This is a genomic window from Citrobacter sp. CK194 (assembly GCF_030333395.1).
GTDB classification, from domain to species: domain Bacteria; phylum Pseudomonadota; class Gammaproteobacteria; order Enterobacterales; family Enterobacteriaceae; genus Citrobacter_B; species Citrobacter_B koseri.
Genome location: NZ_JAOWGA010000012.1, coordinates 282189 through 302875, shown reverse-complemented (window position 1 = coordinate 302875; position 20687 = coordinate 282189). Strand labels below are relative to the sequence as shown.

The window sequence follows — 20687 nt, the reverse complement described above, 5'->3', positions numbered from 1 at the left end:
TGAGGGCCCGGCAAGGCATATGCGTTGGGAAATTCAGCAGGCGTCGATCGTTTTTACGCAGTGCCAGCCATCATCCACGCAGCGATAGATGGATTCGGTATGACCGGGGATAATCCACTGCGTTTCTTCGCCGGGGGGGCAGTGCAGGTAAATACATAACCCGCAGCCGCCGCGTAGCTGGCGCGGAATATCCGCCACCCGAAAGGTCATTCCCGCAGCCTGAAGCGCTTTGCGGGTCTGAATGACGCCCACCGTCGAATGAAATAAAAACAGATATTCCGTCATCCGCGTTTTCTCTGGCGTTGACCAATCAGCGCCGCACCAATGGCCCCGGCAAACTGCGCGTCAGGATGGGTGTAAACCGGCATCGCAACGTGTCTTTCCAGCATACGCGCGAATGCCGCACAGTGGCTGACGCCGCCGGTAAACAGCAAAGGTCCCCCGGCAGACAGTCGGCCGATAAAATTGGCGCTACGTCTGGCCATCGCGTTGATCACGCCGGAAAGAATGGCTTCTGGCGCAACGCCCGCAGAGCGCAGGCTGATCACTTCAGACTCGGCAAAAACCGTGCACATGCTGGTGATAGCATGAGGCTCAATGCCGTCGGTGATCGTATCCAGTTGATCCACGCTGGCGCCGAGGGTGCGCGAAATCACCTCCAGAAAACGCCCGGTTCCGGCGGCACATTTATCATTCATCAGAAAGTCGGTGAGATTACCGTCGTTATCCAGCTGAATAACCTTGCTGTCCTGGCCGCCAATGTCGATGACCGTGCGGGTTTCAGGAGCCAGAAAGCGTGCCCCCAGCCCGTGACAGGAGATTTCTGTCACCTGTTTATCGGCAAAATCAACCAACTGGCGTCCGTAGCCGGTTAGCGTCAGAAACGGGCGCGTGTCCAGCCCTGCGTTTAGCGTTTCCCACGCCTCGTGGATAGCATCGGCGGGGCGAAACGGCGTGGGGCAGAGGAAACGGCGTGTGATAACGCCCTCCGCCAGCAAAACGCCTTTTGTCGCCGTGGAGCCGGAATCAATGCCAATCGAATACGTCACGGGCGCTCCTTACAGCATTTCGATAAAGGCCGCGACGCGGGTGCTGAGTTGCCCGATATCCGAAGTGGAGTAGTCCGTTTCGATGGCGATATAAGGGATGTTGTGCTGTTGGCGTACGTGGCGCTTAATCGCCATAGACTCAACGGCATAGGTATGACAGGCCTGCAAAATCACATCCACGACACCGTCCGCCTGATACTCCTCTACCATCTGGCTGAGCAACGTCAGCCGCTGGTCGTTGGGCGAAATGCAGGAACAGCCAATTGCGAGGTATTTGTCGGTCAGCGCGTCATAGACATCGCCCGTCTCTTCAACGCACTGTTCGGTGGCTTTTGCCCCCGTGCAGTTTTCAAATCCGACGACCCAACCGCCGTTTTCTTCAATGGCGCGTACCACTTTTTCTGCCGCGCCGCCAATCGGGCAGCCGGTGATCAGAATGCGCGGGCGGGCGTCCAGCCGCTTGCCGTCCTGCCACTCCTGGCGCACGCGGTCAGCCATGCCGTTGAGCTCGTCGATAAGCGCTTCTTTATCAAAACGAAACGTCGCGCCGTACACCACTTTCAGGATATCGCTGCCGCTAAGAGCAGGAGGATTAAGCTGGCCGACGCGGTAGAAATTGGCCAGCGCGCGGCGTTCGCGGTTTTTCAATACGATTGCGTCGCGCAGGGCGGTTTCGCTGATGGGGCGGCCAAAACGCGTTTCCACAGCCTGTTGCAGACGCAGGATCTCTGCTTTCCATAACGCACGGGAGGCGGCGTCATTGGCGCTGTTGGGCAGTTGCATGACGTGTACTGTCTTAAATTCGGCCATGTATTCGTACATTTTCTTTTTGCCGTCGCAGGTGGTTTCGCCCACCACCAGATCGGAAAAATAAAAGTAGGGGCATTTGTCCGTTTTGCCGAAGCCGTAGCTGCTTTTGATCAGAGGACACAGGTTGCGCGGCAGATCCTTTTCGGCTTCTTCGATGGTTTCGTCCGACGTTGAACACAGGGAAACGACAACCGCGCCCGCCGCCATCGGGATCTCCTGCGGCATAAACGTGCAGTAGGTGCCGACCAGCGGGATCCCCTGTTCTTTAAGATCCATAACGGTGAGAAAGCCTTTCTGACGGGCGTCGGAGAACTGGTTAAAAATGGCGGGTAGATCGGTGATAAGCGACATGGTTTTCCTTCCCCGTAACACGGGAGACAATGAAAAGACCACGCATTATAACCCTGTAAAAACCAGGTGTTTATTGATCTGCTTAAAAGTTGGGTAACGTCAGCAGGGATGGTATTTGTGACAGCAGATACAACACCAGCCCGATGGAGCCGCCGACCAGCGTGCCGTTGACGCGGATAAACTGCAAATCTTTGCCGATGTTCAGCTCTATCTGGCGTGACATATCGCGGGCATCCCAGCTTTTTACCGTGTCGCTGATGTGGCGCGTCAGAAACGCGGCGAATTCCGGCGCGACCCGGTGCGCAGCCTGTTCCAGATGGCCGTTGAGCGAAGCGCGAAGGGCATCATCCGCCACCAGCGTTTCGCCGAACCATTGCCCGGCATGGGCGATCCGCTGCTTCACGCGGGAACCCTCTGCGTTAATATCTGCCTTCAGCCACTGGCGTAAATCAGCCCAGAGTTCACCAAGATAATGGTTAAACGCCTCATCTTCTTTCAGGTACGCTTTGATGCTTTCCGCCCGGGAGGCCATCTCTGGATCGTTTTTGAGTTTGTCGATCAGCTTAAAGGTGGCGCGATCGAAGGCGTGGCGGATCTGGTGCGCCTGGTCGTGGCTGATATCATCCAGCAGCGAATTCACCGCATCGGAAACCAGTTCTGCGCTGTGTTCCCCCAGCCATTCGGTCGGTAAAATTTTTGCTTTTAGCGGATGTTCCGTCTCCAGCCAGCGCACGATTTGCTGCGCGATAAACGCGCGTGAGCTGTCGCGCTGAAGCAGGGCGATCAACTGCGCGATCAGGGTGTCCAGCAGTACCTGATGACGATCGTTTTTGGTCATGCTCTCCAGCATTAACGCGCTGGTGCCAGAGAAGTCCACTTTATCGATCGCTTTGTGTACCGCCCGCTTGAGCAGGCGTTGAATACGGGCGTCGTCCGTCAGTTCGAGAAAACCGCTCATGATTTGCAGCAAATGCATCCCAACCCGCCGGGCGTTATCCGGCTGACTGAACCAGTTGCCGATCAGCAAGGCCGGTTCATGACGGCGAATGAGCGCGACCAGCGACTGGGTATCAAGAAATTTCTCCTGCACGAACTGGCCAAGATTTTCGCCGATTCGATCCTTATTACGCGGGATAATGGCGGTATGCTGCGCGATAAACGGGATCGGCACCCGACGAAACAGCGCCACGACGGCGAACCAGTCCGCCAGTGCGCCCACCATTGCCGCTTCCGCAATGGCTTTAATGCCGAGTACCCAAAAATTTGGCGGCAGGAAAAGCGTCGTGATGAACGTGGCGGCGGCAATCAGCAGCAGCGAGAGCGCCAGTTGTTTGGCGCGTTTGAGTTCAGCAATTTTATTCATAGCGTTAAGGATAGAGCCAGACGGGGGGATCGTGCAAAAGATCATGCGGTGAAGGCCTTCTGGCGTAGCGCCATCAGGCGTGAGTTTATTTCTCAGTTGCCAGTTCTGTTACCTCATACTGACGCACGCGCTGTAATAGCCCTTTCAATGTGAACACCGCCGCAATTCCTGCCACCACCGCCAACAGATGAAACGGAATCTTGCCGCCGTTAAACCACAACCCGCGTCCGACTTCGATAGCGACGGCCATGACTGTCAGGATGACGATATTCAGCGACGCTGAGACGGTACCTTTAGGCAGAGTGTTGGAAAACAGCGTAAAGCGGAACAACGTCGAGAAAATCATCCCGATCCCGAAAGCGTACAGACTGGTGCCCAGCACTGACCACAGCCAGACATGAGGCCACAACAGATTTCCTGCGATCAGGATGGCCAGACCGACAAGCTGTATCGGCGGCGCGCGCCAGATAAAACGCGGATCGCCGGGATCTTTCACAACCCGAGCGACCATCATATTGGCGATGATTACCGCGCCAAACACCGGCACCTGCGCCCAGGCGAACTGAGCGGTGGTCATGCCGCCCGCGTCGATTAAGATTACTGGCGAGACCGCCACCCAACTCATTAGCGGGATGTAGCTCAGCGAAAGCGTTGCGGCGCCGAAGAGGAAAATCCGGTTGTGAAATACGTGGCGAAAATCACGGAGGACAGCGGGAATGCTAAACGGCGCCGCGCCGCGTTGTACCGTCTCTGGCATCGCCAGCGCCAGGCCGCACAGGGCGATCAGCCCCATCAGCGCAATAATGCCGAACAGGGCTTTCCAGTGAACAAAGTGCATTAGCGCAGCGCCTGAGAGCGGGCCGATAACCGGCGCAACCAGGACTATTGAGGTGATGATCGCCATCAGTTTTATGGCTTTGGTCTGGCCGAAGGCTTCCTGCACGGTAACGTAACCGACCGTGGCGATAAAACAGATGCTGGTGCCCTGAATGAAACGCGCGACCAGAAACTGTGTCATTGACGTTGTAAGGAGTGTGGCGGCGCAGGCAACGGTGAAAATAAGCGCGCCCGTAATCAGCACCGGTCGGCGGCCAATCCGGTCGGAAAGCGGGCCGAGCAACCACTGCAATGCCATCCCTCCGGCCAGATAGAGACTGACGGATGCCGGAGCCAGACTGACATCGGCATTGAAATCATGCACGACATGGATGATGCCCGGCTGAATCAAATCCGTCGACAGGTAGGCGGCAAAGTCGTACAGAATCAGCGCCATCGGGAAAAATAGCGTTGTCGCGCGCCGGGAGAAGAATTGACGTATCCGTTGCATATAAATCGCACTCCATGTCGGAGAAAACCCTGAACGGGTACAGTGAAATATTTCTGCGTGGCGTATTCAGAAAAAATGTATGCCTTGCAGAAAGGTGAATTTATCGTTGATAGCGCCTCGCAGCAACGCATAATACCGAATGTTGTTGGCATCCTGACAAGGTAAGGTGACGCCGGATAGTGAGATCATGCAACATCGGCGTATTGCCTTGCTGGAGTTGATACAAAAACATATCCGCCAGCGCATCACTGGCCCGGTAAACGCCGTTCTGCCGGGCGGGCTTATTCCATCGCCACTTTCACCGCCTCTCCAAGTTTTTGCATCACTTCACGATGTTTCTCGTTCGGCGGTAACGCACAGTTGATGCGCACGCAGTTGCGATACTTCCCGGAGGCGGAAAACAGTGACCCCGGCGCGACCTGGATTTTCAGGCGGCATAGCTGTCTGGCGACGCAGACCATATCGATATGCTCCGGCAGCTCGACCCATAGCATAAAGCCGCCTTTTGGTCGGGTGACGCAGATCCCGCAGGGAAAATATTCGCGTACCCAGCAGGTATAGATCTCCATGTTGCGCTGGTAGATCTGGCGCATTCGCCGGACATGACGGTGATAGTGGCCTTCGCGGACGAAGGTGGCCGCCGCCAGCTGCGTGGCGGGAACGTTGGTGCCGATGACGGCGTATTTCATATGCAGCAGCCGATCGTGGTAACGACCCGGAGCGACCCAGCCCACGCGCAGACCCGGCGCGACGGATTTGGTAAACGAACTGCACAATAGCACCCGACCATCGATATCCCAGGAGTGGATGGTGCGGGGGCGCGGGTAATCCGTCGCCAGCTCGCCATACACGTCATCTTCAAAAATCACAATATCGTGGCGCTGCGCGAGGCTGAGCACTGCCCGTTTGCGTGCGTCCGGCATAATAAACCCGAGGGGATTATTGCAGTTTGGTACGAGGATAACCCCTTTAATCGGCCACTGATCCAGCGCCAGTTCCAGCGCTTCAATACTGATACCGGTATCTGGGTCGGTCGGGATTTCAATGACTTTTATTCCTAAGCCGCGCAGGAGCTGCATGGTGCCGTAATAGGCGGGGGATTCGACGGCGACAATATCGCCCGCCTGGCAGACGGTCAGCAGCGCCAGCGACAAACCGCTCTGGCTACCGTTGGTGATAACGATATCATCAGCGCTGACGACTGAACCGCTGTCAAGCATCAGGCGGGCGATCTGTTCCCGCAGTTCGCGGTATCCGGCCAGTTCATCGTAGCCCAGCACCGCCCCCAGGTTATGTTGCGCCACGCGGCTTAGCTCGCGCCAGAGCGGTTTCAGGCTGGGTTGGTGGATATCGGGGACGCCGCTGCTGAAAGGAATGATTGATTTGTCGTTGTGCCCTTCCAGCATGTCCAGCACCTGATCCCACTGGGTGATCTCTACCGGTCGTTGTACCGGGCGTGACATCAGCGGCACTGGCGGTTGCGCCTTGCGCGGGGCGACAAAGTAGCCGGAACGCGGCTGTGGAGTGATGAGCTGCAACGTCTCCAGCGTCTGATATGCCTGCTGTACGGTACTGATGCTCACCCCATGCTCCTGACTCAGGCTACGTACCGAGGGCAATTTTTCCCCGTGGCGATACAGCCCTTGCTCAATACGCTCGGCCAGCAGATTAGCCAGATGTTGGTAACGCGTCATGCTGTATCCCTCACTCTTGCCATACAGATGGAAAAACCAGTACAGAACGGTGGTCGAAATCGCGTTCAGATACCGTTTTAGCCAATCTGTATGGCAAAGAAAAGTATTTTTTGAATCTGTATTGTGGTGGTGAAGATCCGGGAAGATAAAGCCTCTGACCAGGTGGGGAGGTGGAGTATGGAATTTCACGAGAATCGCGCAAAACAGCCGTTTATTGGTTTTGTTCAGGTCTGGCAGGCAATAAAAAGATGGCGACTGCGGGCGCAGACGCAGCGCGTATTGCAACGCATGAACGATGAACAGTTAAAGGATGTGGGGCTGCGACGGGATCAGATTGAGTGATCCACCGTAACATCACAGAGGCTGGGCTGTATTCAGTCCGGCCTTTTTTACATTCACGTAATTTATCAATTGATGCTTCCTTATCAGCTGTTTCTTGATACTTATCCTGATAAGTATTATTTTCCCATCTGCTAAGAGGGGAAAGAGAGATGACTGAAGATGAGCTGTTTGCCCGCCGTCCGATGGGGATGCGCATGGCAATGGTGGTACGCCAGTGGCGTGCAATTATTGATGCTGCCATCACCGATACCGGCCTGACGCAGTCAAGCTGGACGGTGCTGATGCAACTGCATCAGTTGGGTGATAACGTCTCGGTCAGCGAACTGGCGGAGGTGCAGGGCATTGAGCTGCCGCCGCTGATGCGCACCCTCACGCAACTGGAAAAACAGGGCTATCTGGTGCGTTCAACATCGCCATATGACAAACGCATCCGCCTGCTGATGCTGACAGCGCAAGGCCGTTCAAGGCTGGAAGAACTGAACCGGGTGATTGAGACCTATCAGCAACGCGTCACCCGTACTATCCCGGAAGCGGAACTTGCCGCCTTCAGCGCCACATTAAATCAAATCGCCTGCAATCTGCGGTTAATCCGCGAAGAAGATAATTAACTCTAAAAAACTATGATGACCCCAGAACAAAAATTTGCCCGTTGGGTAAGGGTGAGTATTGCCGCTTTCCTTGCAATATTCGCCTGGTTTATTGTTGCCGATATCTGGATCCCGCTGACGCCGGATTCCACCGTGATGCGTGTGGTGACGCCGGTCTCCTCGCGCGTCTCCGGCTATGTCTCTCACGTCTACGTACGCAACAATAGCCAGGTGAAAAAGGGCGACCTGTTGTATGAACTGGACCCAACGCCGTTTATCAATAAAGTTGAGGCCGCACAGATTGCCTTTGAGCAGGCGAAGCTGAGCAACCAACAGCTGGATGCGCAGATCGCCTCTGCGCGCGCCAACCTGCGCACCGCGCAATACACTGCCCGCAACGATAAGCTCACGTTTGACCGCTATCAGCGGCTGAGCGCGATGCAGAATGTTTCGCAGTCGGATCTGGATAAAGTGCGCACCACCTGGCAGACCAGCGAGCAGTCGGTGGCTGCGCTGAATGCCAGTATCCAGAACCTGCTGATCCAGCGCGGTGAACGCGACGACAGTCGCAATGTGACGCTGCAAAAATACCGCAATGCGCTGGAAGAGGCACAGCTGAACCTGGGCTGGACGAAGGTGCGGGCGGAAACCGACGGGACGGTGAGCAATCTCCAGCTCAACCCTGGGCTTTACGCCACTGCCGCTACGCCTTTGATGGCGCTGGTCAGTAACCAGACCGATATTGTGGCCGATTTTCGTGAGAAAAGTCTGCGTCACACCCGCGTAAATACCGATGCCGCAGTGGTGTTTGACGCCATGCCGGGCAAAGTGTTTCCTGCGCATGTGACCAGCAGCGACGCCGGGATTCTGGCCGGGCAGGAAGCGGTTAACGGACAGCTGTCGCAGCCGGAACAGTCAACGCGCTGGGTGCGCGATGCCCAGCGTATGCGCATTCACGTTGCGTTGGATACCCCGCTGGAGAAACCCCTGCCGACCGGCGCTCGCGCTACGGTGCAGTTGTATAACAGCGAGGGGATGTTTGCCCGCACCTTTGCAGGGGCGCAGATCCACCTGGTAAGCTGGCTTCACTATGTCTATTAACACCCTGGCCCACGTCTTTACGCCGCACGGGAATATTGTCTACACCGCCAATGATTTTCGCCAGACCGTGCGTATTTCCGTTGCCGGGACGATAGCGTTGAGTATCTCGACCTTTTACAACGTGCAGTATGGCGTCTTTTTTGTGGTTTATCCGCTGATGCTGTTGTCGCTGGTGCCGGTGTTTAACCGCCATGTGGCTCGTCAGTTTGTATTCAGCGCAGCGGTGAACTGCGTTGAAATGGTGTTGATTGTCGGCTATCTCTCGCAGTGGCCAGTAATTATGACGCTGGTGGTGTTTGGCCTGTACGTGATGCGCTTTCGTTTTATGAGCAAGGGGCCGCTGTTTTTGCTCGGTTCGATGGGCGTGGTGTGCCAGAGCACGATGCTCAACTTTATGAGTTACCCTGGCACCAACTGGCATACGCTGATGTTCTCCAATATGGAGGCCTGCGTGATGGCGGTAGCCCTGAGCGCGCTGCTGCACTATCTGATCCCGGATGTCGAACTGCGTCAGCCGCCGCCGCGTATTGAGAAAGATGATGCCCGTATTCGCCATGAGTCGCTGCTTTCCGGCACCGTGGCGACGATGATCTTTGTGATTTTCCAGATCTGCGATTTGAGCGATTCGCTGTCGGCGCTGATGGCGGGAATTTTGATTTTGTTTCCGATGCACTATCGTGGCGCGGTGATCAGCTCTATCTGGCGCGTCGTCGGCGTGGTGCTGGCCTGCCTGTATATTCTGCTGGTGCAACTGCTTATTTATGACTTCAGCAACCATATGCTGCTGATGATGCCGCTAATCGGTCTCGGGCTGGCCTTCAGCGCTCGTCTGCATGTGATGGAAAAGGTCGGTGCGGGCGTCGGTTTTGCCAGTATCACCACCATCGGCATTATGTTCGGCCAGAACCTGCACCCGGACAGCGATCTGGTGTTCAGCGATCTGTACCGCATCACTTCAGTCACCGTCGCGCTGGTAGCGACGCTGACGATGGTGTTTCTGGTCCACCGCATCCTCAACTGCTTTGCAGCGACACGGTTTGTGATTACTGAGTGAGTGGGGGGAGTGAGCGCCGGATGGCGGCTTCGCCTTATCCGGCCTACGTAGTTGATTTCCAGGCCCGGTAAGCGCAGCGCCACCGGGCATCCGGGCGGTTATTTCTGCCTGGCAGGCTTCGCCGAAATTATGTCGATAAACTCCTGCACCTGCTGTTGCTTATGCGCGGACAGTTTGCACACCCGACGCAGCGACTGCAATAATGCCGGTTCTTCAGGCTCCGGCTGCTTTGCCGTCAGCACGATGAAGCCTGCCATCACCTTGATATCCATCTTACTACCGGTGGTAAAACCGGCGGCTTCCAGCCACCGGCCTTTCAGGGTAATGGCGGGAATACGGGTGTAATCCGGGTAGCGGTTCGCATAACTGACGGTGGCAACGCGGTTATTTGCCAGGGAGACTTCTGGAACGGTGAATTCTGCAATAGAATGCGGGGTAGTCATGATGGCTATTTCCTGTGAATAGTGATTGTGATTAGCGAGGCGCTCGTGTTGCTGCACGGGCGCCTTGCGAAAAATACCTGTACATATCATCAGGGAATAGACGGAAAGTCCAGCTGAAAATGAATGAAAATAAGGGCGTGGATAAAGAGAAAGATTATTTCTGGTGATGGGAATAAAGCGGCTATTTAGCCGCTTTATTGGTTTCTGCGGGTGGGTTAATTTATGGCGGCGTCGGTGAGGGCGTCGGCCAGGTGGAACTGGGTTTGTTGGGCGGATTTGAATGCTAAAGTTAAGGTTTCAAGAATCCCCATGAATATATTGACTGTTTTAACGATTCTCTTTTGCTCTTTTAATGGAGGTACAGGGAATAGAAATTTGCTTATTTCGCCAAGATATAAACAAGGTTGTGCTCCACCGCGTTTGTGCGAGTGAATCATAGATTGTAATAACTGGGAGTCCATAGCTATTTTTAAGAAATTTGACTCAATAATTAATGGTTTTATTATTGCAACACTACGTACGAGTGCAAATTCACAGTCGCCAGTAATTAATGATGATCTTCCTATTGTTCCGCCAACCGAAACAATTAATAGGTCACCTTTCTCAGGTAAGCATCTTTCACGGGATTTTATATAGCTAGACTCTGAAATATAGTCACAGTTTTCATAGTCTAAAAAACCATCGCGAATATTTTTGGCTGAAAGTAATTTATAACCTTCAGCAATGCGTGGTGGAGTTTTATGATCACCATCGGTAATCTTCGATGCAACATGATCTAATCTAGACCATTCCCACCCCTCTGGCAGTTCAAACGGTTTTTCCTCATCACTAATCGGTAGCAACGGTTTTTGCTTTTTCATTTTCCCATCTTTCACCAGTTGCGCTTTTTCCTGCGCAATACGTTTGAGCAGTTCAGAGGCCGGTTCGTCGTTCGGATCCTGCGGCACCAGTTTACCCATCACCGCCAGTTGCAGAATGGTCTGCTTTAAGGCGTCAATGCTGGCTTTGGTGGTAAACAGAGTATCGAAATGTTCGCTGATACGTGCCCAGTTTTCGGCCAGTTCATCGGCGTTCTGGCTGTCGGTTAGCGTGGTTAGCAGAGTTTCAACCAGCTGTTGATGGGCGTCCAGACTGGTCAGGGAGTGCTGTTCTAGGTGTGTACAAAGGCCTAGAAGTTCATATGTTTTCTTTGCGATTTTTCTTTGTTCTTCGAGTGGTGGTACAGCAAGAACAATAGGATATATTTTTCTTCCTGAAATTACTGGTTGTGCGGTTGCACTTTCATCCTCTTTCAAATTTGTCGCTTTCAGTAGTATTTCAACATAGTCTAAATCAAAGTTACTTTCTGAAAAATGAGTGATAAAGGCATTATCAGTTACCCAAGCATGATTAGGTGTTATATGAATTGAACCACAATAATAACCAACTCTTCCGATGACTAATGTTCTCTTCGCAACATTGTATGAATCATGGTAGCCATTGATTCCATTACCTCCGTATACAGGATATTCTCCAAGAGTATTCATTTGGTTGGAGGTTAGTGCATCTCCAGATGACACTTTGAATATATTACCAAATCTTGTCCACTCCCACCCCTCCGGCAGCTCAAACGGTTTCTCTTCATCGCTAATCTTCGGCAGCGGTTTCTGCTTTTTAATCTTCCCCTGCTTCACCAGCTCGGCTTTTTCCGCCGCAATGCGTTTTAGCAGCACCGACGCCGGTTCGTCGTTCGGATCCTGCGGCACCAGCTTGCCGCGCACCGCCAGCTCCAGAATCAGCTCGCGCAGCTTCTTGATGCCATACAGGTCAATCTTACCCGAGCTGCCGCGCCCCGCCGTAGAGCGGGTTTGCAGCGCCGTGGTCCAGGTGTCGATATGGTCGACAATCAGTTTTTCCACCGACATTAGTTGGCCTCCTTACCGGAGAGCGCCGCGCCGAGAATATCGCGCAGCTGGTGGCGCAGGGCCTGGATTTCTTCCTGCTGCTTGGCGTACTGTGTGAGCAGTTCGTCCGGGTCGTGGCTGACGGTTTCCGCCTGGTGCGGGTTCTTGATATCGAGGTTAAAGTTGCGGGCAATCACCTCGTCGATGCTGACTTTCCACGCCTGTTCGTTCTCGACGCGGCTGGCGAAGCCGTCGGCCTCGTTGCCCCACCAGTCGATCTCGGCCTGGAACTCCTCAAACTTCATCGGTTTGGTTTTGCTGTAGTTCTTCACCCCCGCCGGGTACGGGTGCTCGTAGAACCAGATGTCTTGGGTCGGCTGGCCTTTAGTAAAGAACAGCAGGTTGGTTTTGATCCCGGTGTACGGGTTAAACACGCCGTTCGGCAGACGCACGATGGTGTGCAGGTTGCACTCCTCGGTGAGCAGCTTTTTGATCTTGGTTTTCACGCCTTCGCCAAACAGCGTACCGTCCGGCAGCACCACCGCTGCGCGGCCGTTTTTCGCCAGCACTTCAACGATCAATTGCAGGAACAGATCCGCCGTTTCGCGGGTCTGCATCTCTGCCGGGAAGTTCTTCTCAATGCCGTCTTCTTCGGTGCCGCCGAACGGCGGGTTGGTGACAATCACATCCAGCTGTTCATCCCACGACGACAGCGGCTTGTTGAGGGTGTTATCATGGCGAATTTGCACCGGCACTTCGATGCCGTGCAGCAGCATATTGGTGGTCGCCAGCAGGTGCGGGAGCTGCTTTTTTTCCACGCCGTGGATCTGCTGTTGCAGCGTCTGGTGATCGGCCACGCTCTTTACGTAGTTGTTTTTTACGTGATCGAACGCGCAGGCGAGGAAGCCGCCGGTGCCGCAGGCCGGGTCCATAATTGACTCGCCGAGCTTCGGATCAACGCGATCGACCATAAAGCGGGTGACGGCGCGCGGGGTATAAAACTCACCGGCATTGCCCGCCGATTGCAGATCTTTGAGGATCTGTTCGTAAATGTCGCCGAACAGGTGACGTTCGCTGGCGCTGGTGAAGTCGATTTCGTTCAGCTTGTTGATCACCTGACGCAGCAGGGTGCCGTTTTTCATGTAGTTATAGGCATCTCTGAACGCCTGTCTGACAACAAAGCCGCGGGGGTTTTTATCGATGGGCGCGGTGAGGTTTTTCAGCGCCGGGAACAGGTCATCGTTGACGAATTCCAGCAGGGAATCGCCGGTAATGCCCTCGGCGTTCGCCGCCCAGGTGCGCCACAGGTAGCGCTGCGGGATTGGATACTGATAGTTATCCTGCTCCAGTTCGAGCGCCTCTTCCTGGGCGTCAAAGATTTTCAGAAACAGCAGCCAGGAGAGCTGGCCGAGGCGCTGCGCATCGCCATCCACGCCGGCGTCTTTGCGCATAATGTCCTGTAAGGATTTGATAACCGAGCTGATTGACATGATGTGTTCCATGTTTCATTAACAATAAGGCCTTCTGCTACGCGGTGGCAGCAGAAGGCGCAAAAGGGGAGTGGTTACGCGGAGCGGGGCGGTAAGTGGTAGATTTCGCTCTCCAGCTCGCTGATGGCCTGATTATACCCGTTACGGTCGCCGAATCCGCTTTTAATGATCTCCGGCAGCGTACCCATGCTGTCGAACGGCTTGAGCTTCAGTACCTGAATACTCTCTATTTCCTGCACGCCCGCGTCGGCGTATTTATCCAGCAGCGTATTCAGTACCGCCTGCGCGGCATCGGAGTATTTGGTGAAGTAGTTGCGCTTACGCACGTTCTCCGCCCGTTCTTTGCGGGTTAACGGCGGCTGACCATACACCACGTGGCACAGCATGTCGAACGGGTCGAGGTCTTTACCCACTTCTTCCGCCAGCACTTCCCAGATGATGCCTTGTTGTTCCAGCTCCTTGATGATGGCCTCTTTGCGCTCAGCGTCCAGCCATTTGCGGGTGAAATCATCCAGCGAGGCGTACTCTTTGAGCAGCGTTTTGCGGGTGTAGTCTTTAAAGGATTCGGTGACCAGCTTGCCGTCGGCATCGTAATACTGCACGCGCTGGGCGATCACGCCGACGGCCACGCCGTTGACGTGGAACTTCCGCACTTTGTTCTTGTCGTCTTCCGGCAGCGGGCCGACATCATCTGAACCGGTGACGGTATACGGCGCGGGATCTTCGTTGGCACCGATGATGTCGTCTTCGGCTTCTTCCTCGTGCTCGTCGAACTGCTCTTCAAAATCAGACTCCGGGTCGGCGATATCTTCCGGCGTGGTGTCCATCACCTTTTCCGGGATGCCGTCGAAGCGCTCGTCGGCGAACAGTTCGGTGGCCTTTTTGAAATCGAGAATGGTGAACCACAGCTTGCCATAGCGTTCATCGATGCGGGTGCCGCGGCCGATGATCTGCTTGAATTTGGTCATCGACTGAATGTTTTGGTCCAGCACCACTAGTTTGCAGGTTTTGGCATCCACGCCGGTGGTCATCAGTTCGGAGGTAGTGGCGATAACCGGATAGGCTTTTTTGGGGTTAATAAAGTTATCCAGCTGGGCTTTGCCGATGTCGTCATCGCCGGTGATTTTCATCACGTACTTGTCGTTCTTTTTCACCTGTTCTGGGTTGAGATTGACCAGCGCGCGGCGCATCCGCTCCGCGTGATCGATGTCGTTACAGAAGATGATGGTTTTATCCATCGGGTTGGTGCGTTTGAGGTAATCGGTAATGGTTTTGGCCACCAGTTCGGTGCGCTCATCAATCACCATCGTGCGATCAAAATCTTTCTGGTTGTAGATGCGGTCGTCAATCAGCTCGCCGTTTTTATCCGCCTGGCCTTTGGTCGGGCGCCAGCCCAGGAGGTCGACGTCGATATCGACGCGCACCACTTTATAAGGGGCAAGGAAGCCGTCCTCGATGCCTTCTTTGAGCGAGTAGATATACACCGGGTCGCCGAAGTAATCGGTGCTGGAGACTTCATGAGTCTCTTTCGGCGTGGCGGTTAAGCCAATCTGCGTGGCGGCGCTGAAATAGTCGAGGATTTCGCGCCAGGCACTGTCTTCCGAAGCGCTGCCGCGATGGCATTCGTCGATCACAATCAGGTCGAAGAAATCCGGGGCTACCTGTTTAAAGGCTTTTTGATCTTCTTCCGGGCCGGTGATGGCCTGGTACAGCGCGAGATGGATTTCAAATGCCGGGTCGATGGTGCGCCCGGTGACCTTGGTCATCGCCGTGCCAAACGGCAGGAAGTCATTATTTTTGGTCTGATCGACCAGAATGTTGCGATCGGCGAGGAACAGGATCCGCTTCTTACTTTTCGCTTTCCATAAGCGCCAGATAATCTGGAAGGCGGTGTAGGTTTTCCCCGTCCCGGTCGCCATCACCAGCAGAACGCGGTTCTGCCCGGCAGAGACCGCTTCAATCGTTTTATTGATGGCCTGTAGCTGATAGTAGCGCGGCGCTTTGCCACTGCCGTCATCGTAGTAGTCCTGGGTAATAACCGGAAGCTGAGTTTCGGTGTAACCTTTCCAGACGCAGTATTTTTGCCACAATTCGTCAGGCGTTGGGAATTCGTCGAGGGTAATTTCTCGCTCAATCGCGCCGATTGCCGTTTTATCGTGGAAGATAAAGCCATCGCCGTTAGAAGCAAACGCAAAGGGAACGTCCAGCAGGTGGGCATAACCCAGGGCCTGCTGCATGCCTTTGCCGATTTCATGTTTATTGGCTTTGGCTTCGATCACCGCCAGTGGCATGTTTAATTTGTGATACAGCACGATATCGGCAGATTTCACCGTTCTGCGCGCCGCGACTTTGCCGCGCACAATGACCTTACCGTCCCGGAGTTTGACCTCTTGTCTGATTTGCGTTGTGTCGTTCCAGCCAGCATCAAGGATGGCGGGCATAACGCGTTTGGTGATGATGTCTGCTTCCGTCAGGGTACTCAGGTTCAGGTCAGCCATTGGGGATTCTCATCAAATAGCGATGCGCGAATTCTACACAAAAAATCAGATGAAATCATTACACGCTATGTGCATTATTGGTGTTAAGTCTCTGTTTTAGATGAATTCGTGAATTCTGTACCCAACATATAAGGTTTTAATATGGAAGTTATTAATATTTGGAGATCCTTTCTTAAACATTTTAAACAGAAAAAATTAGACTCTGCGGTGGTTGTCTACGGCATGATCGCAATCTATTTAATTCCCTATAAGTTTCCTTTAAAAAGTTACTTGGTTGCATTTCTTTTTATATCTATTCTGATATTCTCTTGTACTCAAGAAAATCGAGTCAGGGAATATATTAGTTTCTTTATACGTACAGACAATAACCATTTATTGACTCGGTTTGCTGGTATTCTATCGCTAACTGCATGGCCAATTTTTTTGCTTTTGTTGTTGTCTGCTAATGTGTTTGTTAACACCATAACGTATTGGTTAGCAATTTTATTTTCAGTCTCTATCCTCATTAGTAGCATTTTGACTGTTTTAGATCTTGCCAGAAATAATACAGCAAAAACCCTTAAGGTAATCGGCCTGGCTGTTACCGCATTTTCAGGTATTTTTGCTTTTACTAGTAGTTACTCTGCCAGCATTTTCTGGTAAATTAGTAATCTGGCGCTATCCTCTTCTCCGTGGTTAGAATATTGTTGGAAAGCCACCGCATTTCTTATGTTTTTCTTGTGGTTATCACAACCTATTTGCTATGGGCTATTTCTGCGTTACGGTGATAAAGCAAAAGGGTATCGAATCTTTACATTAACGGGTGCCTTTATCATGTCAATATTTTTGTTTCTGCTTGTTCCTATGCTGATCGGTGATGCCACTTATTTTGTGCTAAAAAAGACCATCAACTATGAATGGCGTGATGAAGCAAAATGTGGTGAGCTAAAAATTAAGAATAAAAACGAAAAGTATTTTGATTTTAATACTAATAAATATACAGTCTTTTATTCAGATAAAAATGAAAAATGGGGGTTCTATGAGCTTACCTGCAAAAAAGGGAGTGACAGGAGAGATTCTTATATTGTAGAACCTTTGCCGGAATATAATATACCCTCGTGGTTAAGGTAGCTTGTATTTATCCTTATGTGGTGGTGTGCTGGTGATGGGAAGAGTACGACAACGGCGAATGGGGTGTTTCTTATCAGCTCAGCAGGGGCCACCATCCCGTGATGGCCCTGATACGCATTACTTCTTCAGCCCCGCAAACGCGGCTCTGATCTCGTCTTCCGGCAGTTGAATGCCGATAAACACCAGCGTGCTGTGCGGCTGTTCGTCGCCCCACGGGCGGTCCCAGTCGGCGCTGTACAGGCGCTGGACGCCCTGGAACAGCAGGCGGTTCGGTTCGCCTTCAATCCATAGCATTCCTTTGTAGCGCAACAGTTTCTCGGCGGACTCCAGCAGCAGGTTTTCCATGACGCGGGAAACGTCGCTGATGTCTACCGGATAATCCAGCTCCACCACAATTGATGAGATATCGTTTTGTTTGTCGGCGATAAAGTGGAAGCGCGGTGTGGCGCTGACCACGTTCTCCTCCAGCATAAAGCCGTTGGTGTCGAACAACAGGGAGAGGTCGATATCGCCGTGTGTGACGGTGTAAACCGGGGCGCGGGCATTGATGCGCGCTAAGCGTTCACGCAGTTTTTCGCTAACTCCCGCCACGTCGGTTTTGGTCAGCAGGATGCGGTCGGCATAACCGACCTGCGACTGGGCGATGGTGAACTGGTTCATCTGCTCGTCGGCGTGTACCGCATCGACCAGCGAAATCACGCCGTCCAGCAGGTAGCGCTGGCAAATCACGTCATGGGAGAAAAAGGTCTGAATGATCGGGCCGGGGTCGGCCATGCCGGTACACTCAATCACCAGACGGTCGAAATGGATGTTGCCCTGGTCGAGGTTGTCGAGCAGATCTAACAGCGCGTCTTCCAGTTCACTGGAGCGGGTACAGCAAATGCAGCCGTTAGTCAGGGTTTTGATCTGGGTGGCGCGATCGCCAATCAGCTGATCGTCAACGGAAACTTCGCCGAATTCGTTTTCGATAACGGCAATCTTGTAGCCGTGCTTTTCGTTAAGAATGTGGCGCAGCAGGGTGGTTTTACCCGCGCCGAGAAAACCGGTGAGTAGGGTAACTGCAATCGGGGTCATCAGTGCCTCCATTAACAGCAGCGCATGCCGCCTTTTCCGTCGCCGCCGTAACGTGCCTGCTGGCGCTCGCGGAAGAATTCTTCATAGCTCATGTACGGCTTGTCTGGATGGTTGGTTTGCATATGCTCGACATAGTTGTCGTAGTCTGGAATGCCAATCAACATCTTCGCCGCCTGGCCGAGATATTTTTTTGCCTGACCTAAGTTACCAAACATTTTCTCATCCAGATATGAATAAAGCCCAGCGAACCGGGCGTTGGTTTTGCCGGATGGCGGCTTGCGCCTTATCCGGCCTACGTTAACTGCATTTTGTAGGCCGGGTAAGCGTAGCGCCACCCGGCATCCGATTAATGGTGTGAAGAGGTCTTCACGCCGCCTTCCGGCACCGGTACATACGGCGTCTCTTTATCGGTACGACCGTTGATGGTGCGGGCTTTCTGCCAGGTACGGAACCCATAGAAGATGATGCTGTACACTACCACCAGGAACAGAATACTCAGGCCTGCGTTGGTGTAGTTGTTCACGACGATGTGGTTCATATTGGCAATTTGCTGCGCGGTCAGTTCGCTGCCGTTGGCAATCTTCTCTTTGTACTGGTTAGCCATGTAGAAGAAGCCTTCCATCTGCGGGTTGGTGCTGAACAGTTTCAGACCCAGCGCCCAGGTGGTGCAGATCAGCAGCCATACTGCCGGGATAACGGTAACCCAGATGTATTTGGTGCGCTGCATTTTAACCAGTACCACGGTGCCCAGAACCAGCGCCACGGCGGCCAGCATCTGGTTGGAGATACCGAACAGCGGCCACAGGCTCTTAACGCCGCCCAGCGGATCAACCACGCCCTGATACAGCAGGTAGCCCCACAGACCGACGCAACCCGCAGTACCGATGACGCCAGCAACCAGAGAGTCGGTTTTCTTCAGGAACGGGACGAAGTTACCCAGCAGATCCTGCAACATAAAGCGGCCGGAGCGGGTGCCCGCATCCAGCGCGGTCAGGATGAACAGCGCTTCGAACAGAATACCGAAGTGATACCAGAAGCCCATGTCAGCCATCGGCAACACTTTGTGGAATACGTGAGCGATACCGACTGCCAGCGTCGGTGCGCCACCTGCGCGGTTCAGTACCGACGGTTCGCCGATGTCTTTCGCGGTTTGCAGGATCTGCTCAGGCGAAATCACAAAGCCCCAGGAACTGACGGTTGCCGCCGCGTGTGCGGTGACGTCTTTCAGCTGCGCCATAATCAGCGGCGCGTTCTCGCCACCCATTTCGTGCAGGTTCGGCATGGTGATACCGAGGCCCGCCGGTGGGGTGTTCATCGCGAAGTAAAGACCCGGTTCGATGATAGACGCCGCAACCAGCGCCATGATCGCCACGAAAGACTCCATCAGCATTGCGCCATAGCCGATGAAACGCGCGTCGGTTTCACAAGCCAGCAGTTTCGGCGTCGTACCGGAAGAGATCAGCGCGTGGAAGCCAGATACCGCGCCACAGGCGATGGTGATGAACAGGAACGGGAACAGCGCGCCTTTCCACAGCGGGCCTGTACCGTCGATGTACTGGGTCATCGCTGGCATTTTCAGCTCTGGGTTGAGGATCAGAATCCCCAGCGCCAGACCGACGATAACGCCGATTTTCAGGAAGGTTGCCAGATAGTCGCGCGGGGCGAGGATCAGCCATACCGGCAGCAGTGCGGAAATAAACGCGTAACCGATCAGCGCGAAGGTAATGGTGGTGTCTTTAAAGGTCAGCGCCGGGCCCCAATACGGGTCGTGCGCAATCACGCCGCCGAAGTAAATAGAGGCAACCAGCAGCACGATGCCAATAACGGAGACTTCACCCACACGTCCCGGACGCAGGAAGCGCATGTAGATCCCCATAAACAGCGCGATAGGTACGGTTGAGCAAACGGTGAAGACGCCCCACGGGCTTTCGGCCAGCGCTTTTACCACGATCAGCGCCAGTACCGCGAGGATGATGATCATGATTAAGAAGCAGCCAAACAGGGCGATGGTGCCCGGCACCGGGCCCATCTCTTCTTTGATCATCTCACCGAGAGACGCGCCGTTACGGCGGGAAGAGATAAACAGCACCATGAAGTCCTGTACCGCACCGGCCAGCACTACGCCCGCCAGCAGCCACAGCGTACCCGGCAGGTAGCCCATTTGCGCGGCCAGAACCGGGCCGACCAGCGGGCCGGCGCCAGCGATAGCGGCAAAGTGGTGACCAAACAGTACGTAACGGTTTGTCGGGACGTAGTTCAGGCCGTCGTTATTAATGACCGCAGGCGTAGCACGCGTTGGGTCGAGTTTCATCACCTTCTGGGCGATGTACAGGCTGTAGTAGCGATAAGCCACCAGATAAACAGAGACGGAAGCGACCACGATCCACAGGGCGCTGACGTGCTCACCTCTGCGTAAGGCGACGACCGAGAGGCAGAATGCACCGATGATTCCAAGAATCACCCAGGGTATGTGCTTGAATATCTTTTTCGTATCCATAGTAAAACCTGGTT

General features: G+C 53.9%; 17 protein-coding genes and 2 pseudogenes. 6 read left to right on the top strand and 13 right to left on the bottom strand.

Features of this window, described 5'->3' with window-relative positions; all coding sequences use genetic code 11:
• Nucleotides 1-33: 33 nt before the first annotated feature.
• The 5 genes from OGX80_RS02110 to mdtM form a co-directional block, all read right to left on the bottom strand.
• On the bottom strand, nucleotides 34-285 hold the full coding sequence (locus OGX80_RS02110) for a putative Se/S carrier protein (RefSeq protein WP_115182038.1): 252 nt from the start codon (nucleotides 283-285) through the stop codon (nucleotides 34-36).
• A complete protein-coding gene (gene yjiL, locus OGX80_RS02105) occupies nucleotides 282-1049 on the bottom strand; it encodes a putative 2-hydroxyacyl-CoA dehydratase activator YjiL (protein WP_115182037.1) in 768 nt (255 codons plus the stop codon). The genes OGX80_RS02110 and yjiL overlap by 4 nt, the downstream gene beginning before the upstream one ends.
• Before the next feature lie 9 nt (nucleotides 1050-1058).
• Entirely contained in the window at nucleotides 1059-2210 is a 1152-nt protein-coding gene (locus OGX80_RS02100) for a double-cubane-cluster-containing anaerobic reductase (RefSeq protein WP_115182036.1), read from the bottom strand.
• Nucleotides 2211-2292: 82 nt separating this feature from the next.
• Nucleotides 2293-3573 (bottom strand): DUF445 domain-containing protein, encoded by a 1281-nt coding sequence (locus tag OGX80_RS02095; RefSeq protein WP_024130745.1) that lies wholly within the window; start codon nucleotides 3571-3573, stop codon nucleotides 2293-2295.
• 85 nt (nucleotides 3574-3658) lie between these two features.
• Nucleotides 3659-4900 carry a multidrug efflux MFS transporter MdtM gene (gene mdtM, locus OGX80_RS02090; RefSeq protein WP_049009412.1) on the bottom strand — a complete coding sequence of 414 codons (1242 nt, stop codon included), beginning with the start codon at nucleotides 4898-4900 and terminating at the stop codon, nucleotides 3659-3661.
• A gap of 166 nt (nucleotides 4901-5066) precedes the next feature.
• Between mdtM and OGX80_RS02085 the strand changes: the two are divergent.
• Nucleotides 5067-5144: pseudogene (locus tag OGX80_RS02085) on the top strand (Rpn family recombination-promoting nuclease/putative transposase); the annotation flags it as partial.
• A gap of 37 nt (nucleotides 5145-5181) precedes the next feature.
• Here OGX80_RS02085 and OGX80_RS02080 read toward each other — a convergent pair.
• The gene (locus OGX80_RS02080) at nucleotides 5182-6594 is read right to left on the bottom strand and encodes an aminotransferase-like domain-containing protein (RefSeq protein WP_047459146.1); all 1413 of its coding nucleotides are present in this window, start codon (nucleotides 6592-6594) and stop codon (nucleotides 5182-5184) included.
• 177 nt (nucleotides 6595-6771) lie between these two features.
• Here OGX80_RS02080 and OGX80_RS02075 point away from each other — a divergent pair, with 177 nt between their 5' ends.
• The 4 genes from OGX80_RS02075 to OGX80_RS02060 all read left to right on the top strand — a co-directional run bounded on the left by OGX80_RS02075 (nucleotide 6772) and on the right by OGX80_RS02060 (nucleotide 9678).
• Nucleotides 6772-6936: a DUF1127 domain-containing protein gene (locus tag OGX80_RS02075; RefSeq protein ID WP_065422769.1), complete on the top strand. Its 165-nt coding sequence runs from the start codon at nucleotides 6772-6774 to the stop codon at nucleotides 6934-6936.
• Nucleotides 6937-7085: 149 nt separating this feature from the next.
• The gene (locus OGX80_RS02070; protein WP_110494713.1) at nucleotides 7086-7544 is read left to right on the top strand and encodes a MarR family transcriptional regulator; all 459 of its coding nucleotides are present in this window, start codon (nucleotides 7086-7088) and stop codon (nucleotides 7542-7544) included.
• Between the two features lie 12 nt (nucleotides 7545-7556).
• Nucleotides 7557-8624 carry an HlyD family secretion protein gene (locus tag OGX80_RS02065; RefSeq protein WP_115182035.1) on the top strand — a complete coding sequence of 356 codons (1068 nt, stop codon included), beginning with the start codon at nucleotides 7557-7559 and terminating at the stop codon, nucleotides 8622-8624.
• On the top strand, nucleotides 8614-9678 hold the full coding sequence (locus OGX80_RS02060) for a DUF2955 domain-containing protein (RefSeq protein ID WP_286471083.1): 1065 nt from the start codon (nucleotides 8614-8616) through the stop codon (nucleotides 9676-9678). Before OGX80_RS02065 ends, OGX80_RS02060 begins: the two co-directional genes overlap by 11 nt.
• Before the next feature lie 98 nt (nucleotides 9679-9776).
• On the opposite strand, the gene symE is transcribed toward OGX80_RS02060, so the two are convergent.
• The 4 genes from symE to hsdR form a co-directional block, all read right to left on the bottom strand.
• A complete protein-coding gene (gene symE, locus OGX80_RS02055) occupies nucleotides 9777-10121 on the bottom strand; it encodes an endoribonuclease SymE (RefSeq protein ID WP_115182033.1) in 345 nt (114 codons plus the stop codon).
• 215 nt (nucleotides 10122-10336) lie between these two features.
• A complete protein-coding gene (locus tag OGX80_RS02050; protein WP_115182032.1) occupies nucleotides 10337-12025 on the bottom strand; it encodes a restriction endonuclease subunit S in 1689 nt (562 codons plus the stop codon).
• The gene (locus tag OGX80_RS02045; protein WP_115182031.1) at nucleotides 12025-13494 is read right to left on the bottom strand and encodes an N-6 DNA methylase; all 1470 of its coding nucleotides are present in this window, start codon (nucleotides 13492-13494) and stop codon (nucleotides 12025-12027) included. Before OGX80_RS02045 ends, OGX80_RS02050 begins: the two co-directional genes overlap by 1 nt.
• A 74-nt stretch (nucleotides 13495-13568) precedes the next feature.
• Nucleotides 13569-15992: an EcoAI/FtnUII family type I restriction enzme subunit R gene (hsdR, locus tag OGX80_RS02040; RefSeq protein WP_115182030.1), complete on the bottom strand. Its 2424-nt coding sequence runs from the start codon at nucleotides 15990-15992 to the stop codon at nucleotides 13569-13571.
• Nucleotides 15993-16133: 141 nt separating this feature from the next.
• On the opposite strand from hsdR, the pseudogene OGX80_RS22345 reads away from it, so the two are divergent.
• Nucleotides 16134-17102, top strand: a pseudogene (locus tag OGX80_RS22345) (hypothetical protein).
• A gap of 117 nt (nucleotides 17103-17219) precedes the next feature.
• Here the strand turns inward: OGX80_RS22345 and yjiA are convergent.
• The 3 genes from yjiA to btsT form a co-directional block, all read right to left on the bottom strand.
• On the bottom strand, nucleotides 17220-18176 hold the full coding sequence (gene yjiA, locus OGX80_RS02025; RefSeq protein ID WP_024130743.1) for a GTPase: 957 nt from the start codon (nucleotides 18174-18176) through the stop codon (nucleotides 17220-17222).
• 11 nt (nucleotides 18177-18187) lie between these two features.
• The gene (locus tag OGX80_RS02020) at nucleotides 18188-18391 is read right to left on the bottom strand and encodes a YbdD/YjiX family protein (protein ID WP_024130742.1); all 204 of its coding nucleotides are present in this window, start codon (nucleotides 18389-18391) and stop codon (nucleotides 18188-18190) included.
• Nucleotides 18392-18522: 131 nt separating this feature from the next.
• Nucleotides 18523-20673 carry a pyruvate/proton symporter BtsT gene (gene btsT / locus OGX80_RS02015; RefSeq protein ID WP_047459136.1) on the bottom strand — a complete coding sequence of 717 codons (2151 nt, stop codon included), beginning with the start codon at nucleotides 20671-20673 and terminating at the stop codon, nucleotides 18523-18525.
• Nucleotides 20674-20687: the final 14 nt, after the last annotated feature.

Bases quoted from the DNA above. Each gene is read 5' to 3' on its own strand.
- OGX80_RS02110 (WP_115182038.1), bottom strand. From the start codon at position 285: ATGACGGAATATCTGTTTTTATTTCATTCGACGGTGGGCGTCATTCAG.
- OGX80_RS02100 (WP_115182036.1), bottom strand. From the start codon at position 2,210: ATGTCGCTTATCACCGATCTACCCGCCATTTTTAACCAGTTCTCCGAC.
- OGX80_RS02095 (WP_024130745.1), bottom strand. From the start codon at position 3,573: ATGAATAAAATTGCTGAACTCAAACGCGCCAAACAACTGGCGCTCTCG.
- mdtM (WP_049009412.1), bottom strand. From the start codon at position 4,900: ATGCAACGGATACGTCAATTCTTCTCCCGGCGCGCGACAACGCTATTT.
- OGX80_RS02080 (WP_047459146.1), bottom strand. From the start codon at position 6,594: ATGACGCGTTACCAACATCTGGCTAATCTGCTGGCCGAGCGTATTGAG.
- OGX80_RS02075 (WP_065422769.1), top strand. From the start codon at position 6,772: ATGGAATTTCACGAGAATCGCGCAAAACAGCCGTTTATTGGTTTTGTT.
- OGX80_RS02070 (WP_110494713.1), top strand. From the start codon at position 7,086: ATGACTGAAGATGAGCTGTTTGCCCGCCGTCCGATGGGGATGCGCATG.
- OGX80_RS02065 (WP_115182035.1), top strand. From the start codon at position 7,557: ATGATGACCCCAGAACAAAAATTTGCCCGTTGGGTAAGGGTGAGTATT.
- OGX80_RS02060 (WP_286471083.1), top strand. From the start codon at position 8,614: ATGTCTATTAACACCCTGGCCCACGTCTTTACGCCGCACGGGAATATT.
- symE (WP_115182033.1), bottom strand. From the start codon at position 10,121: ATGACTACCCCGCATTCTATTGCAGAATTCACCGTTCCAGAAGTCTCC.
- OGX80_RS02050 (WP_115182032.1), bottom strand. From the start codon at position 12,025: ATGTCGGTGGAAAAACTGATTGTCGACCATATCGACACCTGGACCACG.
- OGX80_RS02045 (WP_115182031.1), bottom strand. From the start codon at position 13,494: ATGTCAATCAGCTCGGTTATCAAATCCTTACAGGACATTATGCGCAAA.
- hsdR (WP_115182030.1), bottom strand. From the start codon at position 15,992: ATGGCTGACCTGAACCTGAGTACCCTGACGGAAGCAGACATCATCACC.
- yjiA (WP_024130743.1), bottom strand. From the start codon at position 18,176: ATGACCCCGATTGCAGTTACCCTACTCACCGGTTTTCTCGGCGCGGGT.
- OGX80_RS02020 (WP_024130742.1), bottom strand. From the start codon at position 18,391: ATGTTTGGTAACTTAGGTCAGGCAAAAAAATATCTCGGCCAGGCGGCG.
- btsT (WP_047459136.1), bottom strand. From the start codon at position 20,673: ATGGATACGAAAAAGATATTCAAGCACATACCCTGGGTGATTCTTGGA.